The sequence below is a fragment of the Streptomyces durhamensis genome (genome assembly GCF_000725475.1).
Taxonomy (GTDB): domain Bacteria; phylum Actinomycetota; class Actinomycetes; order Streptomycetales; family Streptomycetaceae; genus Streptomyces; species Streptomyces filipinensis.
The window spans coordinates 381288-396516 of sequence record NZ_JNXR01000012.1; the positions used below are offsets into that span (position 1 = coordinate 381288).

Below are 15229 nucleotides of genomic sequence, written 5' to 3' on the forward strand. Positions count from 1 at the left end.
CGCTCCCCCGGCGCCTGGGGACGGGGAGGCCCCGGCGCCGGGGAAACGCGGCAGACAGTAGCCGCAGGAAAGGGCGCCGACCAAAGCCGGCGACGGCAACAACGGGTGACGCCCCGCCGCTGACGCAGGTCAGTGGCGGGGCGTGGAGTCAGCCTCGGTCCGCGGGATTCGCCCGTTCGGACGTCACCGTTTCCGGGTGTCGGTGTTTGCTCAGACCCGGACGCCGAACTGGAACGGCATGTCGGCCATCGCCTCGTAGCGGACCACGGCACCGGTGTGCGGGGCGTGCAGCACCTGGCCGTTGCCGGCGTACAGGCCCACGTGGTGCAGGTCGCCGTAGAAGAACACCAGGTCGCCGACCTGCAGGTCGTTGGCCGAGCTGATCCGGGTGCCGATGTTCGCCTGCTGCTCCGAGGTGCGCGGGATGGAGACGCCGGCCTGGGCGTAGGCCCAGGAGGTCAGGCCCGAGCAGTCGAAGGAGGACGGGCCGGTGGCGCCGTAGACGTAGGGCTTGCCGATCTGGCTCTGGGCGGCGGAGAACGCCGCACCGGCACGATCGGAGGCCGGCGGGGTGTCGCCGAGGTTCACGCGCGCGCTGGAGGAGCGGTCGGCCCGCTGCTGCTGGGCGGCCAGGGCCGCCTTCTCCTTGGCCGTCAGGGTGTTGAGGAGCTGCTGCGCCTCGGCGAGCTTGCCCTGGACCTCTTTCTTCTTCTTCTCCAGCTGGGTGCGCGTGGAGGAGAGGTCCTTGAGCTTCTCGGTGGCCTCGGCGCGTTCCTGGGCCAGTTCGCGCTGTTTGTCCTGGATCTTCTTCAGGGAGTCGACCTGCTGGGCACTCAACTGGTCGAGCGTGGAGGCCTTGTCCAGGAAGTCGTCCGGGTTGGAGGACAGGAACAGCTGGACCGAGGGGTCGATGCCACCGGAGCGGTACTGCGAGGTGGCCAGCGAGCCCAGGCCGTCGCGCAGCTTGTTCAGGTCCTGCTGGCCGCGGGCGACGTTGTCCTGGATCGTGGATATTTCCTTCTGCAGCTTCTGCTGCTTCTCCTTCGCCCCGTTGTACTTCTCGGTGGCCTGCTCGGCCTCCTCGTACAGCTTGTCGACCTTGGCCTTGACCTGGTCCTTGCTGAGCTTCGGCGCGGCATTGGCGGCGTTCGCGCTCAGGACGACGGCTGCGGCGGCTGCGGTGGTCAGCACGGTCACGCGGGCGCGACTCTGCTGCTTGGGTCGACGGTGGGACGCCACGGAGGACGAACTCCTTCTTGTGAGTGAGTGAGTGATCACCCGTTCGGAGGTTCGAGCCCAGACCCTAGTGACCCAGCTGTGATCAGTTCAAATCCTCTCAGCAGAAAATCCTGTCACGCAATGCATTCTTTGCACAGAACTCACATGCAGTGATCCGCGATTGACACTACGTTGTGTGACGATACGGCCAATTCGGGCATTAGCTATGCCCGTTGGACCTTCAGGACAACCGCTTGAGAAGCACCGCAGAGGCGACAGGACGGGCGCCCACCTTGGCGACCCCGTCGGCCACCTCCCGGTCGGTGGAGGCCACGATGACCGGACGGCCCGGCGGCTCCGCGCGCACGAGCTGGCGGATCAGCTCGTCCGCCGTGACGCCCGGCTTGGAGAACAGCACCCTGACCCCGCGCGGCGGCGCGAGCAGCACCGGGGCGGCCAGTTCGGCGCCGTCGAAGACACACGTCACCTCGGCGCCGGTCTGGGCGGCCAGCGCCGACAGCTGGCCGAGCAGCCTGAGCCGCTGCTTCTCCAGCGGCATCTGCGGATAGCCGGTCTTGGTGACGTTGTAGCCGTCGACCACCAGATGCGCCTGGGGCAGCGCGAGCAACTGGTCGAGGATGGCCGGGTCGTGCTCCGACAGGGCGCGCGCCGCGATGTCCTTCGGGGTCATTCGTCCGGGTTCGACCGCGTCGACCGTCTCGGCGGGCCGCACGGACACCGGAGGCAGGGCGAGTTCACGGCGCAGCCCCTGGGTGGCCTCCAGCAGGGTGTCCAGCAGCAGCCGCACCCGCATGTCCTCCACGCTGCGGCCCTCGCGGGCCGCGCGGCGGGTGGCCTCCAGCGCGGCCTCCGCCTCGCCCAGGCGGGCCTTGAGCCGGCGGGACTCGCTCTCGGCGGCCGACACCTGCCGGTGGGCCTCCGTGCGTACGGCGTCGCTCTCGCCCTGAACCTTGCGCAGGGCCGCCTCGCCGCGCTTGACGTCGCTGAGGGCGGCCCGGAGTTTGCGGTGAAGCGATTCGGCTTCCTTCTTCGCCGACTCCAGCTCCGTACGCAGCCGTTCGGTCTCGGCGCGGGTGTGGTCGCGGGCCTGGGTCAGCTCGGCGCGCAGCCGTTCCAGCTCCGCTCGGCTCTCCTCGTCCGCCCGCTCGGCGTCCGCGCGCTGGGCCTCCTCGCCGGCCGCGGTGACGAGCTTCACCCAGCCCGCCGGGCGCAGCACGTAGGCCGCGGCCGCGACGTCGAGCGGATCCGCGGCCGGGGGCGGGGAGCCGGAGTCCAGGGCGCCGGCGAGTTCCGGCTGGGCCTCTCTGAACTTCTCCCCGATCCGCTGCCGGAACAGCGGATCGGTCTCCAGCGCCGCCGCCATCGCGTTCCCGGCGAACTTCGCCCGGCGATTGGGGGCGAACCGGGCGTACTGCCGCAGCTGGGCGGGCAGTTCCGCCACGGTCAGCCCGCCGAAGCCGTCCGAGACGATCTGCACGACCCGCCGGCGCACGCCGTCGGGCAGCGGACGGTCAAGCACCTCAGCGGTGCCGTCGCCCGGCCCCCCGCCTGCGGTCTCCACCATCCGTCACACCCCACTACTTCACTTCTACGGCGTCACTTCCACCGCGTCGCTTCCACTGCGCTTCTGCGGGCCGCCCCGCTCAGGAGCCGGCACCCGGCCTGTCCACGAGTTCCACCTGGTCCACCGCGTTGCACCAGCGACAGCGCACCGACTCGATGGTCTCACTGACCACCTCGCGCTCCTCCACCGTCGGCTCGCCCGCCAGGTCGAGGTGGACGTACTCGACGACCTTCGAGGAACGGGTCACGTCGAACCGCGTGAGGTTGCCGCACAGGGTGCAGCGCCAACGGGTCGTCGCGGTCGGCAGGGGAACCGTCATCGTGGCTGTCCGCTTCCTTCTCGTCTCGCTCCCGCGCCGCCGGCCGACGCGTGTGGCCGTAACCCTACGGCCTGCCGGGGACTCGCCGCCCGTCCGTCCACGGCGGCGAGGCGGTCTGTCGGCTTGCGTCCCGTTACGTCATGCTCTGTGTTCATGATCAGCGAGTGGAGCACGGCGGCCGGCAGGGCCCTCAGAGCGGTCCGGAACGCGCCGGCGCCCATGACATACGTCCTCATCGGTCTGTGCTGTCTGCTCTTCGCCCTGGGCCCGGCCTCGGGGCTCACCCCGGGGTACGGCTCCGGGGACGCGCTGCTCGCCGCGCAGCGGGCGTACTTCCGGCGCTGGGGCGTGGTGCCGGCCGAGCTGTTCGCCCGACCGGCGCGCGCCGCCCTCACTCCCGCCACGGCCCTGTTCGTGCACGGCAGCTGGGTGCATCTGCTCGGCAACATGCTCTTCCTCTTCGTCTTCGGCGTGATGACCGAGGAACGGATGGGCCGGGTGGAGTTCACCCTCTTCTACGTGGGCTGCGGCTACCTGGCCCTGCTGGGCTACGCGGCCGCCAACGACGCCTCCGAGCAGTCGCTGGTCGGCGCGTCCGGGGCGATCTCGGCGGTCCTCGGAGCGTTCCTCTACCTGTTCCCACGCGCCCGCGTGACCAGTCTTCTTCCCTTCCTGTTCTTCCTGCCGCTGCGCTTCCCGGCGTGGGTCGTGCTGCCGTTCTGGGCGGCGTTGCAGTGGGCGGCGGCGGGGCAGGCCTCCGACGGCCCCGGGGTGGCGTATCTGGCCCACCTGGTCGGCTTCGGGCTGGGCTTCGGCTACGCGTGGGTCCGCTACGGCCGTGCGGCTAGAGTGAGGTCCGCCCCAGCTCCGGCACCCGAGGGAGAGAACCAGCCGTGATCACCGCGATCGTCCTCATCAAGACCAGCGTGGACCGGATCCCCGAGATCGCGGAGCAGATCGCCGCGCTGGAGAGCGTCAGCGAGGTCTTCTCGGTCACCGGCACCTACGACCTGATCGCCATGGTCCGGGTCGGCCGGCACGAGGACCTGGCCGAGGTCATCCCCGCCCGGATCAGCAAGATCCCGGGCGTGGAGGCCACGGACACGCACGTCGCGTTCCGCACGTACTCCCAGCACGACCTGGAGGCCGCGTTCGCGATCGGCCTGGACAACTAGGACCGGCGTCGTTCAGCGGGTGATGTCCACGGCCGCGACACCGGTGCCCGAGGGGATGCAGAGGCGGCGGCCGCGGACGACGGGGGTGTGCCGGTCGTCGCCGGCGCTGTGGCCCAGGGGCGCGGTCCAGCGCTCGCGGCCGTTCAGGTCCAGGGCGAGCACCTGGTCCGACGCGCGCGCGTACACGGTCTCGCCGGCCGCCACCGTGCGTGGCGCGTCCGGGCCGCCCTCGATGTGACGGCCCCAGGCCTGCGAGCCGTCGGCCGCCCGGACGGCGTAGACGCCGGCCCGCTCGGCGCCGACGGCCAGGGAGCGGCCGGCGCCGGTCAGCACTCCTGCGGTGGCGGCGTCACGGTGCCACCGCCGTCGCCCGTCGCAGACCCGGAAACCCTCGCGCCGGGCCGCGGAGCCGGCGAACAGGGTGGTGCGCCCGCCAGGGCGAGGGCGGTCGCCTCGGCGCCCGTGGACACCTTCCACCTCGGTGATCCGTCCCGCGCGTCCAGCGCCGGCAGGGCATCGCCGTGACCGCCCGCGCAGACCACGTCCGAGCGGATGGGCGCGCGGTCGGCCGCCGGGCCCCAGGGGCGCGTGTGCGGGCGCCGGTCACACCGCCGGGACGCAGCGGCCGTCCTCCGTCCGGTACGTCCACTTCGCACCCTCGGTCACCAGCTCCCTGACCGCGCTGACGAACCGCTCGACGTGTTCGTCGGGGGTGCCCGCGCCGAAGCTGACGCGGATGGCGTTGAGGGACTTCTCGCCCGGGGCGGCCTCGGGGGCGCCGCACTCGCCCTGGGTCTGCGGGTCGCTGCCGAGGAGGGTGCGGACCAGGGGGTGGGCGCAGAAGAGGCCGTCGCGGACGCCGATGCCGTACTCGGCGGAGAGCGCCGCGGCGAAGTGGGAGCTGTTCCAGCCCTCCACGACGAAGGAGATCACGCCGACGCGCGGGGCGTCGTCGCCGAACAGGGACAGCACCCGCACCTCGGGAACCCCGGCCAGGCCCTCGCGGACCTTGGCGATCAGGTGCTGCTCGCGGGCGACCAGGGCGTCCCAGCCGGCACCGGTGAGCGCCTTGCAGGCCGACGCGATGGAGTAGGCGCCGATGACGTTCGGGGAGCCGGCCTCGTGGCGGGCGGCGCTCTCGTGCCACTCGACGTCCACGCCGCCGTCCTGACGCCGGGTCACCTTGCGGCTGGCGCCGCCGCCCGCGAGGTACGGCTCGGCCCCGCGCAGCCAGTCGGCGCGGCCGGCCAGGACGCCGGAGCCGAAGGGGGCGTACAGCTTGTGGCCCGAGAAGGCGACCCAGTCGACGTCCAGGTCGCGGATGTGCACGGGGTGGTGGGGGGCGAGCTGGGCGGCGTCGAGGACGATCCGGGCGCCGTGGGCGTGCGCGGCCGCGGCCAGTTCGCGCACCGGCCACAGTTCGCCGGTGACGTTGGAGGCGCCGGTGACGCAGACCAGGGCCGGGCCGTGGGGGGCGCGGTCGGCGAGGGCCCGCTCCAGGGTCGTGACCGCCTGCTGCGGGCTGCGCGGGGCGTCGAGGTAGGTGACGTGCGCGTCCTGCCAGGGCAGCAGGGAGGCGTGGTGCTCGGTCTCGAAGACGAAGACCTGGCAGTCGGCGGGCAGGGCGCGGGCGAGGAGGTTGAGGGAGTCCGTGGTCGAGCGGGTGAAGATCACCTGGTCGTCGGCGCGGCAGCCGAGGAATTCGGCGACCGTCCGGCGGGCGTTCTCGAACAGGTCGGTGGAGAGCTGGGAGAGGTAGCCGGCGCCGCGGTGGACGCTGCCGTAGTAGGGGGCGTAGGCGGCGACGTCGTCCCAGACGCGCTGGAGGGCGGGGGCGCTGGCCGCGTAGTCGAGGGCCGCGTAGGTGACCTCGCCGCCGGTGACGAGCGGGACCGTGACATCGCTGCCCAGAACGGGCAGAGGGGCACAAACGGACTGGTCGGCGGCAGCGGTGAAGACGGACATGGGTGAGCTCCCGTGAAGCGAAGGAAGAAGTGAGAAAAGGGGTGTGCGGAGGCGGGGCTCTGCGGCCCTATCGCATTCGCTTGCTCACGGAAGGCTCCCTCGATGACCAGGACCCCTGGCCCTGCGCTCGCTCAGAAGCGCACGAGGGGTCCGCGCTTGCCGTAGACCTCGCTGCCTACGGCCTGGTCTTCACCCGGGGCACCCCGCCACGGACGGAGGGTTGCCGGACAGTCGGCCGGGGCCGAATGACTGTCACTCATGACCTGGTACAGGAACGTACGGGAAACGATCGTCGTCCCGCAACCCGAGTCCGGATCGCGGGACGACCGCCGGTGACCGCTACGCGTTGCTGGCCGCCACCCAGCGCTCCAGCGCCCGCCTGGCCGCACCCGAGTCGATCGACTCCGCGGCCCTCGCCATGCCGGCGCGCAGCTGCTCGGCGAGCGGGGCGTCCGTGGGGTCCAGGGCGGCCAGGGCCGCAGCCGAGTTCAGCAGCACCGCGTCACGCACCGGGCCCTGCTCGCCGTCCAGCAGACGGCGGGCGACCCCCGCGTTGTGGGAGGGGTCGCCGCCGCGCAGCGCCTCCACCGGGACCAGGTCGATCCCGACGTCCCGCGGGTCGAAGGACTCCTCGGACACCTTGCCGTCCCGGACGATCCAGACCCTGGAGGTGGACGTCGTCGTCAGCTCGTCCAGGCCGTCGTCCCCGCGGAAGACCAGCGAGGAGTTGCCGCGCTCCGCGAGGACGCCCGCGACGATGGGTGCCTCGTGTGCGACGGCCACGCCGACCGCCTGGGCCCGCACCTTCGCCGGGTTGGTCAGCGGGCCGAGCAGGTTGAACACCGTCCGGATGCCCAACTGGCCCCGCGCGGCGCCCACATGGCGCAGGGCCGGGTGGAACTTCACGGCGAAGCAGAAGGTGATGCCGGCCTCCTCCGCGACCTGTGCCACCCGCCGGGGGGTCAGGTCGAGGTTGACGCCCAGTCTCTCCAGGACGTCGGACGAGCCGGACGCCGAGGACGCGGCCCGGTTGCCGTGCTTGACGACCTTCGCGCCCGTACCGGCGACCACGAGCGCGGACATCGTGGAGATGTTCACCGTCTTCGCGCCGTCGCCGCCCGTGCCGACGATGTCGACCGTGCGGCCGGGCACCTCGATCACGTTCGCGTGCTCGTACATCGTGCGGACCAGACCGGTGATCTCCTCCACGGTCTGCCCCTTGGCCCGCAGTGCCACCGCGAAGCCGGCGATCTGCGCGTCGGTCGCCTCGCCGCGCATGATCCGGTCCATCGCCCACGCGGTGTCGTCGGCGGACAGGTCCTGGCCGTTCAGCAGGCCGTTCAGCAGGACGGGCCAGGAACGGCCCGCCGCGGTGTCGCCTCCAGCGGGGGTCACAGCGCTCATAAGCCGCTCCTGGGTGTGTCGTACCAGAACAGTGTGATCCCACCCTATCCAGCCCCGGGCACGGCGAAGGGCCCCGTCCGCAACCCGGACGGGGCCCTTCAGCGTGGTGTGGCGACGCTGGGATCAGTGGTGGCCGTGGCCGCTCGTGATCTCCTTGTACTCCTCGACGGTCGGCTTCGGGATCTGGTTGTCCTCGCCGTAGTAGGCGTTGGACAGCTTCGCCCGGAGCTTCTCCGAGGCTCCGACCTTGCGCTCGACACCGTTCTCGTCGACCGTCGGGCCGATCTCGGCCGGCTCGTACTGGTGGTGAGCGGTGAGGGTGTGCAGCTGCTCCTGGCTGAGCGGCTCGTGCACCTCGATGAACTCACCGTGCGGCAGGCGCTTGATGATGCCGGTCTCCCGGCCGTGCAGCACCTTGTCGCGGTCGCGGCGCTGCAGGCCGAGGCAGATCCGCTTGGTGACGATGAACGCGATGACCGGCCCGGCGAAGAAGCCGATCCGGACGAACCAGGTGACGGCGTTGATCGACAGGTGGAAGTGGGTGGCCCACAGGTCGTTGCCACCGCCGACCAGGCCGATCATGTAGACCGTCACCCAGGCGACACCGAACGCGGTACGGGTCGGAGCGTTGCGCGGGCGGTCCAGGATGTGGTGCTCGCTCTTGTCGCCGGTGACCCAGGACTCGATGAACGGGTAGACCGCGATCGCCGCCAGGACGAGACCGAAGAGCACCAGCGGGATGAACACACCCAGGACGAGCGTGTGACCCCAGAGGTTGATCTCCCAGCCCGGCATGTAGCGGACCAGACCCTCGGCGAAGCCCATGTACCAGTCGGGCTGGGCGCCGGTGGACACCTGGTCCGGGCGGTAGGGGCCCATGGCCCAGATCGGGTTGATCTGGGCGACCGCCGCGATGGCCGCGATGACGCCGAAGACCAGGAAGAAGAAGCCTCCGGCCTTCGCCATGTACACCGGCAGCAGCGGCATGCCGACGACGTTCTTCTCGCTCTTCCCGGGACCCGCGAACTGCGTGTGCTTGTGGTAGAAGACCAGGATCAGGTGCGCCACCATCAGGCCGAGCATGATGCCCGGCAGCAGCAGGATGTGGATCGAGTAGAACCGGGCGACGAAGTCGTGGCCGGGGAACTCGCCGCCGAAGAGGAACATCGAGATGTACGTGCCGACGATCGGCATCGACAGGATCGCGCCCTCGGTGAAGCGGACACCGGTGCCGGAGAGCAGGTCGTCCGGCAGCGAGTAACCGGTGAAGCCGGTGAACATGCCGAGGACGAACAGCAGGAAGCCGAACAGCCAGTTGATCTCACGCGGCTTGCGGAACGCGCCGGTGAAGAACACGCGCATCATGTGCACGAACATGCCGGCGAGGAAGATCAGCGCGGCCCAGTGGTGGATCTGCCGGACGAGCAGACCACCGCGCACGTCGAAGGAGATGTGCAGGGTCGAGTTGAACGCCTCGGACATCAGCTGTCCCTGCAGCGGGACATAGCTGCCGTGGTACTCCACCTCGTTCATCGACGGGTGGAAGAACAGCGTCAGATAGACACCCGTCAGGATGATGATGATGAAGCTGTACATGCACACTTCGCCCAGCATGAACGACCAGTGGTCGGGGAAGATCTTGCGCATGTTGGACTTGGCCAGGGAGTAGATCCCGAGCCGGCCGTCGGCCCAGTCGGCGATCCGCTCGCCGGCCGGTGCCTTCCCGCGCGAGCGGGGCGTCTCGTTCGCTGCAGTACTCATCCGCGCTCCCAGAATGCAGGACCGACGGGCTCCTCGAAGTCGCCGAGCGCCTGGAGGTAACCGTCACTGTCCACGCCGATGTGCAGCTGCGGCAGGGCGTGGCCGGCGGGGCCGAAGATCACTCGGGCGCCGTCGGAGAGGTCGAAGGTGGACTGGTGGCACGGGCACAGCACGTGGTGCGTCTGCTGCTCGTACAGCGAGATCGGGCAGCCGACGTGGGTGCAGATCTTCGAGAAGGCGACGATGCCCTCGTGCGACCAGTCGAGCTCGCGCTTGTCCTTGATGTTGTCCGGCTGCAGCCGGACGATCATCAGCGCGGCCTTGGCGATCTCGTTCTGGAAGTCCTCGTCGGTCTCCTCCAGCCCGTCGGGCTTGGCGAAGGTGAGGGAGCCGACCGCGACGTCCTCGGGACGCAGCGGCTGGTTGGTGTTCATGTTGATCAGGCGCTTGCCCTTGGCCCACAGGGTGTGCCGGAGCATGGTCCCGGGCTTCGGGCCCAGGCCGCCGAGCAGCATGACGCCGGAGAGCGGCACCAGGGCCAGCGCGCCGAACATCGTGGTGCGGATCAGGCCGCGGCGGCCGATCGCCGACTCCTTGGCGCCCTGGCGGAAGTCCGCGTGGACCTGCGCACGGACCTCGGGCGAGGCCGCGATCGCGTGCCGGTCGTCGGCGACCTCCACGTCGGACATCAGGGTGCGGGCCCAGTGGACCGCACCCGCGCCGATGCAGAACAGCGCCGCACCGAGGGTCAGACCCAGCGCGAAGTTCATCGCGCTGATGTGACCGATCGGGAAGACGAAGATCGACTTGTCGTTCGGGATCACCAGGTAGGCGACGATGAAGCCGATGGTGGCCAGCATCGACACCGTGAACAGGAGGGCCACCATCCGCTCGGACCGCTTGGCGGCCCGCTCGTCGATGTCCTGGATCCGGTGCTCGTGAGGCGGCAGCCCCGGGTCGGCGAACGGGTTCTCCTCGTCCGCGACCCCTACCGCACCGTGTGCGTGGTCCTGCTCTGCGGGCAGGTTCTCTTCTGGAATGTCTTGGCTACTCATGACTTCTTGGCCTTTGCGGTCCGAGCGGCGACCCAGACGGCGACGGCGATCAGCGCGCCGAGGCCGAAGATCCAGGCGAACAGACCCTCGCTGACCGGCCCGAGGCCGCCCAGCTCGAGACCGCCAGGATTCGTCGTCTCGCTGCTGTCGACCGAGTGCAGGTACGCGATGATGTCCTTCTTGTTCTTCTCCGACAGCGTGGTGTCGGGGAAGGACGGCATGTTCTGCGGGCCGGTCTGCATGGCCTCGTAGATGTGCTTCCGGTCGACGCCCTCCAGCGTGGGCGCGTACTTGCCCTTGGTCAGGGCACCGCCCTTGCCGGTGAAGTTGTGGCACTGCGCGCAGTTGGTGCGGAACAGCTCGCCACCCTTGGCGATGTCCGCGCCGGCCGGGCCGTACTGCTCCTTGGTGGGCACGTTCGGGCCGGCACCCAGCGAGGCGATGTACGCGGCGAGCTGGTCGATCTGCGTCTGGTTGTAGACGACCTTCTTGCGCGGGACCTGGGCGCCCTGCGAGGTGGCCGCAGGCATACGGCCGGTGCCGACCTGGAAGTCCACGGCCGCGGCACCCACGCCTACCAGGCTGGGTCCGTCGGAGCCGCCCTGGCCACCGGTGCCGTGGCAGCTGGCGCAGCCGACCTCGTAGAGCTTCTTGCCCTCCTTGATGGTCAGGGACTGGGCGGAATCATCGGCCTGCGCCTTGCCCGCGGGTGCGAACGCGGCGTACAGCCCCCCAGTGGCCGCCAGCGCGAGGAGTAGGACGACGACCGCCGCCAGCGGATGGCGTCGTCGTGCGGAGAGCTTTTTCACGGATTACCCCGGTGTCAGGATCTTCTGCGTCGGTGCTTCTGGATGTGCGGGAGACGGTCCCGCTACTTGATCAGGTAGATCGTGGCGAAGAGGCCGATCCAGACCACATCGACGAAGTGCCAGTAGTAGGACACGACGATGGCGGCGGTCGCCTGCTCGTGGGTGAACCTCTTGGCCATGTACGTGCGGCCGAGGACCAGCAGGAAGGCGATGAGGCCGCCCGTCACGTGCAGGCCGTGGAAGCCGGTGGTCAGGTAGAACACCGAGCCGTACGGGTCGGAGGACAGCGAGATGCCGTCCTTCTTCACCAGCTCCGTGTACTCGTAGATCTGACCGCCGATGAAGATCGCACCCATGATGAAGGTGAGGATGAACCAGCCACGGAGCTTCTTCACATCGCCGCGTTCGGCCGCGAACACGCCGAGCTGGCAGGTGAGGGAGGAGAGCACCAGGATCGTGGTGTTCGTCGCGGAGAAGGGCACGTTCAGCGCGTGCGCCATCTCCTTCCAGTGATCCGGTCCGGTCACCGACCGGAGGGTGAAGTACATCGCGAAGAGGGCCGCGAAGAACATCAGCTCGGAACTCAGCCAGATGATGGTTCCGACGCTGGTGAGGTTCGGCCGGTTGACCGACGGGTGCGCGTGCCCGGTTTCTACTGTCGTTGCTGTCGCCACGACCGACATTATGTCGGTCGCTTATCCCGCCCTCACTCCGGGGGGTGCCGTTCGGAGTGTTGCCCCCCGCGGAAGCGGTGTTGACGTGGTGTTCATGGGAACTTCGACGGGAGTAACATCCGCCCGAACGGCCCTGTCCGTCCCGTCCGTACGACGCTGACGTCCCGGAGGAACAATGCAGCCGACCGCCACGGTGCTGGTCTACAGCGACGACTCCAACACCCGCGAACAAGTACGGCTGGCCTCCGGCCGCAGGCCGGCCCCCGACGTCCCCCTGGTCGAGTTCGTGGAGTGCGCGACGCCCGAGGCGGTGCTGCGCGAGCTGGGCCGGGGCGGCATCGACGTGTGCGTGCTGGACGGGGAGGCCGTGCCGATGGGCGGCATGGGGGTGTGCCGGCAGATCAAGGACGAGGTGTTCAACTGCCCGCCGGTGCTTCTTCTCATGGGGCGGCCGCAGGACGCGTGGCTGGCCACGTGGAGCCGCGCCGACGCCGCCGTGACCCTGCCGGTGGACCCGGTGGAGTTCGCGTCCGCGCTGGCTGATCTGCTGCGCCAGAAGCGGCTGGTGGGCGCCTAGCGGCCCGGGGCGCCGGGGGCGGGCGCGCGTGCGGGCCGACGGGGCCTGCGCGCGCCGTCCCGCGCGCCCTTTCGGGGTGCTCCTCACACCGCTGCCGGCCGGAGGCGCAGCGCGTCCTGCGGGGTCGGCCCGTCGGGGGCGGTGTTGGTCAGGGCGCTGCCCGTGAGCCACTTCTTCCAGTCGACGTTCCAGTCGCCGAAGCCGTTGCCGAAGGGTTCCATGGGGTCGCCGTTGGAGTTGACGACCCTGACGATGTCCCCCTCGTGGATGTGGTCGAAGAACCATTCGGCGTTGCCCGTGCTCATGCCCGTGCAGCCGTGGCTGACGTTGGCATAGCCCTGTGAGCCCACGGACCAGGGTGCGGCGTGGACGTACTCGCCCGACCAGGTGACCCGGGTGGCGTAGTAGACCGGCAGGTCGTAGGAGTCGGAACTGCCCTCGGCGATGCCGACGGTGACCCCGCGCATTCGTACGAAGTACTGCTTTTCCAGGACGACCTTGACGCCGTTGCGGGTCTCGTAGCCGGCCTTGCCGGTGGTGACGGGCACCTGGTTGATCACCTTGCCGTTCTCGAAGAACGTCAGCTGGTGCGCCGAGGCGTCCGTGACGGCCTCGATCCGCTCGCCCGTGGTGATCTTCAGCGGCTTCGACCTGCCGCCCCACAGCCGGTCGCTGATCCGGACGCCGTCCAGGTTGCTGTGCACCTGGACGGTGGCGTGCGTGGGCCAGTACTCCTTGGGGCGGTAGTGGAGTTCCTTGGCGCTCACCCAGTACCAGGAGCCCGGCACGGCCGGCGTGGACTGCACCCTGAGGGCGCGCTCCACGATGGCGCGCTGCGCCTTGTCCTTGACCTCCTGGTCGAGTTGCGCGGTGATGGGCTGTCCGACGCCGTACTGGCCCGCGTCCGGCCCGAAGGTGACGTTCAGGCGCTTCTTGCCGCTGGGCTTGCTGGTGTCGAACGTGTAGACCTTGCGGCCCGGCTCGCCGTCGTCGTCCTCGGTGCTCACCGTGACCGTGTAGTGGGCGTTGGCGGCCAGCGGGGAGGTGCTGTGCCAGCGACTGCCGTCGGCGGTGAGTTCGCCCGTCACATAGCGCCCTGTGGCGTCCTGGGCGGTTACGTCGGTGATGCGCCCCTCGTCGTCCACGGTGACTTCGAGGGGCTTGTCGGGGTCGGCCCGCTTGCCCGCGTCGGCGGGGCCGTTGAAGGAGATGAGGTCCGCTGCGTCGTACGGCTGGGCCGACAGGGGGTTGCCGTCCGAACCGCAGGCGGTGACGCCCGCGCCGAGGACGGTCACCAGCAGGGCGCAGCTGACGACGGTGCGGGTCCGCGGAGTGTGGTTCATATGATCACGCTATGAGACGCCGACCCCCGTGGCGCGGTAGGTAATCCGTACGAGTCACCGACACTACGGCAGAAGAACGACTCCGAACGGACGGCCGCGGGTGCGGCAGCCGGAAAGACCGGAAGCCCGGACCCTCCTGATGGGGGTCCGGGCTTCCGGGACGCGCTCTCGTGTGCTACTGGGTGCGGTTCTCACCGTGGTAGTACTCGAACACCCAGCCGAACAGGCCGATCACGATGAACGGGGCCGAGAAGTAGATCAGCCACCAGCCGACCGCGATGCTGAGGAAGGCGATCGCACCGCCGAAGCCCAGCATGAGCGGCTGCCAGCTGTGCGGGCTGAAGAAGCCCAGCTCGCCCGCGTCGTCCGCGACATCGGCCTCCTTGTCGTCCTGGGCGCCCGCGTCGACCCGCCGGGCGGTGAAGCCCAGGTAGAAGCCGATCATGACGCTCAGGCCGAAGGCCAGGAAGAGTGCGGTGGTACCGGCCGGCTCCTTCGACCACACGCCATACACGATGGCCATGATCAGGATGAAGACGCTCAGCCAGATGAACATCCGACCCTGGATCTTCACTTGCCGGCCTCCTTGCTGCCCGCGATGGCGGTGCCGTGACCGGCGTGCTCGAGCTGCTCGAGCGCGGCGATCTCAGGGTGGTGCAGGTCGAACGCCGGGGATTCGCTGCGGATCCGCGGCAGGGTGAGGAAGTTGTGCCGCGGCGGCGGGCAGGACGTCGCCCACTCCAGCGAACGGCCGTAGCCCCACGGGTCGTCGACGTTCACCGGCTTGCCGTACTTGGCCGTCTTCCAGACGTTGTAGAGGAACGGCAGGATCGACAGGCCGAGCAGGAACGAGCTGATCGTCGAGATCGTGTTCAGGGCGGTGAAGCCGTCGGCCGCCAGGTAGTCGGCGTAACGACGCGGCATGCCCTCGGCACCCAGCCAGTGCTGGACCAGGAAGGTGCCGTGGAAGCCGATGAACAGCGTCCAGAAGGTGATCTTGCCGAGGCGCTCGTCCAGCATCTTGCCGGTCATCTTCGGCCACCAGAAGTGGAAGCCGGAGAACATCGCGAAGACGACCGTGCCGAACACCACGTAGTGGAAGTGGGCCACCACGAAGTACGAGTCGGAGACGTGGAAGTCCATCGGCGGCGAGGCCAGGATGACACCGGTCAGACCACCGAACGTGAAGGTGATCAGGAAGCCGACCGCCCAGAGCATGGGCGTCTCGAAGGACAGCGAGCCCTTCCACATGGTGCCGATCCAGTTGAAGAACTTCACGCCGGTCGGGACGGCGATGAGGAACGTCATGAAGGAGAAGAACGGCAGCAGCACACCGCCGGTGAC

16 protein-coding genes and 1 riboswitch are annotated in these 15229 nt (G+C 69.6%); of the genes, 3 read left to right on the top strand and 13 right to left on the bottom strand.

The genetic code is table 11. From position 1 onward, the window contains the following. Positions 1-210 precede the first annotated feature (210 nt). From IO33_RS0119410 to IO33_RS0119420, 3 genes are all read right to left on the bottom strand, one after another. A complete protein-coding gene (locus tag IO33_RS0119410) occupies positions 211-1239 on the bottom strand; it encodes a C40 family peptidase (RefSeq protein WP_031166617.1) in 1029 nt (342 codons plus the stop codon). Between the two features lie 220 nt (positions 1240-1459). Further along, positions 1460-2803: an NYN domain-containing protein gene (locus IO33_RS0119415; RefSeq protein ID WP_031166619.1), complete on the bottom strand. Its 1344-nt coding sequence runs from the start codon at positions 2801-2803 to the stop codon at positions 1460-1462. Positions 2804-2882: 79 nt separating this feature from the next. Then, positions 2883-3122, bottom strand: a complete 240-nt coding sequence (locus IO33_RS0119420; RefSeq protein ID WP_014672226.1) for a hypothetical protein — start codon at positions 3120-3122, stop codon at positions 2883-2885. A gap of 153 nt (positions 3123-3275) precedes the next feature. On the opposite strand from IO33_RS0119420, the gene IO33_RS0119425 reads away from it, so the two are divergent. Further along, positions 3276-4019, top strand: coding sequence for a rhomboid family intramembrane serine protease (locus tag IO33_RS0119425; protein WP_031166622.1), 744 nt, complete (start codon positions 3276-3278; stop codon positions 4017-4019). Beyond that, positions 4016-4297 (top strand): Lrp/AsnC family transcriptional regulator, encoded by a 282-nt coding sequence (locus tag IO33_RS0119430; protein WP_031166624.1) that lies wholly within the window; start codon positions 4016-4018, stop codon positions 4295-4297. The genes IO33_RS0119425 and IO33_RS0119430 overlap by 4 nt, the downstream gene beginning before the upstream one ends. A gap of 12 nt (positions 4298-4309) precedes the next feature. Here the strand turns inward: IO33_RS0119430 and IO33_RS47510 are convergent, their stop codons facing one another. The 7 genes from IO33_RS47510 to ctaE form a co-directional block, all read right to left on the bottom strand. Then, entirely contained in the window at positions 4310-4774 is a 465-nt protein-coding gene (locus tag IO33_RS47510; RefSeq protein WP_157857872.1) for an outer membrane protein assembly factor BamB family protein, read from the bottom strand. Between the two features lie 126 nt (positions 4775-4900). Continuing rightward, positions 4901-6262: an aminotransferase class V-fold PLP-dependent enzyme gene (locus tag IO33_RS0119440; RefSeq protein ID WP_031166628.1), complete on the bottom strand. Its 1362-nt coding sequence runs from the start codon at positions 6260-6262 to the stop codon at positions 4901-4903. A 147-nt stretch (positions 6263-6409) separates the two neighbouring features. After that, positions 6410-6526: riboswitch (SAM riboswitch) on the bottom strand. Between the two features lie 75 nt (positions 6527-6601). After that, a complete protein-coding gene (gene trpD / locus IO33_RS0119445) occupies positions 6602-7666 on the bottom strand; it encodes an anthranilate phosphoribosyltransferase (RefSeq protein ID WP_031166633.1) in 1065 nt (354 codons plus the stop codon). 123 nt (positions 7667-7789) lie between these two features. Further along, entirely contained in the window at positions 7790-9427 is a 1638-nt protein-coding gene (qcrB, locus tag IO33_RS0119450; RefSeq protein WP_031166636.1) for a cytochrome bc1 complex cytochrome b subunit, read from the bottom strand. Then, a complete protein-coding gene (gene qcrA, locus IO33_RS0119455; RefSeq protein ID WP_031166638.1) occupies positions 9424-10482 on the bottom strand; it encodes a cytochrome bc1 complex Rieske iron-sulfur subunit in 1059 nt (352 codons plus the stop codon). The genes qcrB and qcrA overlap by 4 nt, the downstream gene beginning before the upstream one ends. After that, the gene (qcrC, locus tag IO33_RS0119460) at positions 10479-11291 is read right to left on the bottom strand and encodes a cytochrome bc1 complex diheme cytochrome c subunit (RefSeq protein WP_031166640.1); all 813 of its coding nucleotides are present in this window, start codon (positions 11289-11291) and stop codon (positions 10479-10481) included. The genes qcrA and qcrC overlap by 4 nt, the downstream gene beginning before the upstream one ends. Positions 11292-11353: 62 nt before the next feature. Next, complete coding sequence (gene ctaE, locus IO33_RS0119465; protein WP_030616646.1) at positions 11354-11974, bottom strand: aa3-type cytochrome oxidase subunit III; 621 nt, start codon at positions 11972-11974, stop codon at positions 11354-11356. A gap of 166 nt (positions 11975-12140) precedes the next feature. On the opposite strand from ctaE, the gene IO33_RS0119470 reads away from it, so the two are divergent. Next, positions 12141-12542, top strand: a complete 402-nt coding sequence (locus IO33_RS0119470; RefSeq protein WP_031166644.1) for a response regulator — start codon at positions 12141-12143, stop codon at positions 12540-12542. A gap of 83 nt (positions 12543-12625) precedes the next feature. Here IO33_RS0119470 and IO33_RS0119475 read toward each other — a convergent pair whose 3' ends face one another. The 3 genes from IO33_RS0119475 to IO33_RS0119485 all read right to left on the bottom strand — a co-directional run. Then, positions 12626-13885 carry a L,D-transpeptidase gene (locus tag IO33_RS0119475; RefSeq protein ID WP_031166645.1) on the bottom strand — a complete coding sequence of 420 codons (1260 nt, stop codon included), beginning with the start codon at positions 13883-13885 and terminating at the stop codon, positions 12626-12628. Positions 13886-14060: 175 nt separating this feature from the next. Then, a complete protein-coding gene (locus tag IO33_RS0119480; RefSeq protein ID WP_031166647.1) occupies positions 14061-14459 on the bottom strand; it encodes a cytochrome c oxidase subunit 4 in 399 nt (132 codons plus the stop codon). Further along, positions 14456-15229, bottom strand: a 774-nt coding sequence (locus IO33_RS0119485; protein WP_031166649.1) for a cytochrome c oxidase subunit I, incomplete at its 5' end; no start/stop codon positions are given. The genes IO33_RS0119485 and IO33_RS0119480, both read right to left, overlap by 4 nt.

Coding starts and splice junctions, on each gene's coding strand:
- qcrA (WP_031166638.1), bottom strand. CDS start 10,482: ATGAGTAGCCAAGACATTCCAGAAGAGAACCTGCCCGCAGAGCAGGAC.
- IO33_RS0119415 (WP_031166619.1), bottom strand. CDS start 2,803: ATGGTGGAGACCGCAGGCGGGGGGCCGGGCGACGGCACCGCTGAGGTG.
- ctaE (WP_030616646.1), bottom strand. CDS start 11,974: ATGTCGGTCGTGGCGACAGCAACGACAGTAGAAACCGGGCACGCGCAC.
- qcrB (WP_031166636.1), bottom strand. CDS start 9,427: ATGAGTACTGCAGCGAACGAGACGCCCCGCTCGCGCGGGAAGGCACCG.
- IO33_RS0119470 (WP_031166644.1), top strand. CDS start 12,141: ATGCAGCCGACCGCCACGGTGCTGGTCTACAGCGACGACTCCAACACC.
- IO33_RS0119420 (WP_014672226.1), bottom strand. CDS start 3,122: ATGACGGTTCCCCTGCCGACCGCGACGACCCGTTGGCGCTGCACCCTG.
- IO33_RS0119425 (WP_031166622.1), top strand. CDS start 3,276: ATGATCAGCGAGTGGAGCACGGCGGCCGGCAGGGCCCTCAGAGCGGTC.
- IO33_RS0119475 (WP_031166645.1), bottom strand. CDS start 13,885: ATGAACCACACTCCGCGGACCCGCACCGTCGTCAGCTGCGCCCTGCTG.
- trpD (WP_031166633.1), bottom strand. CDS start 7,666: ATGAGCGCTGTGACCCCCGCTGGAGGCGACACCGCGGCGGGCCGTTCC.
- IO33_RS0119440 (WP_031166628.1), bottom strand. CDS start 6,262: ATGTCCGTCTTCACCGCTGCCGCCGACCAGTCCGTTTGTGCCCCTCTG.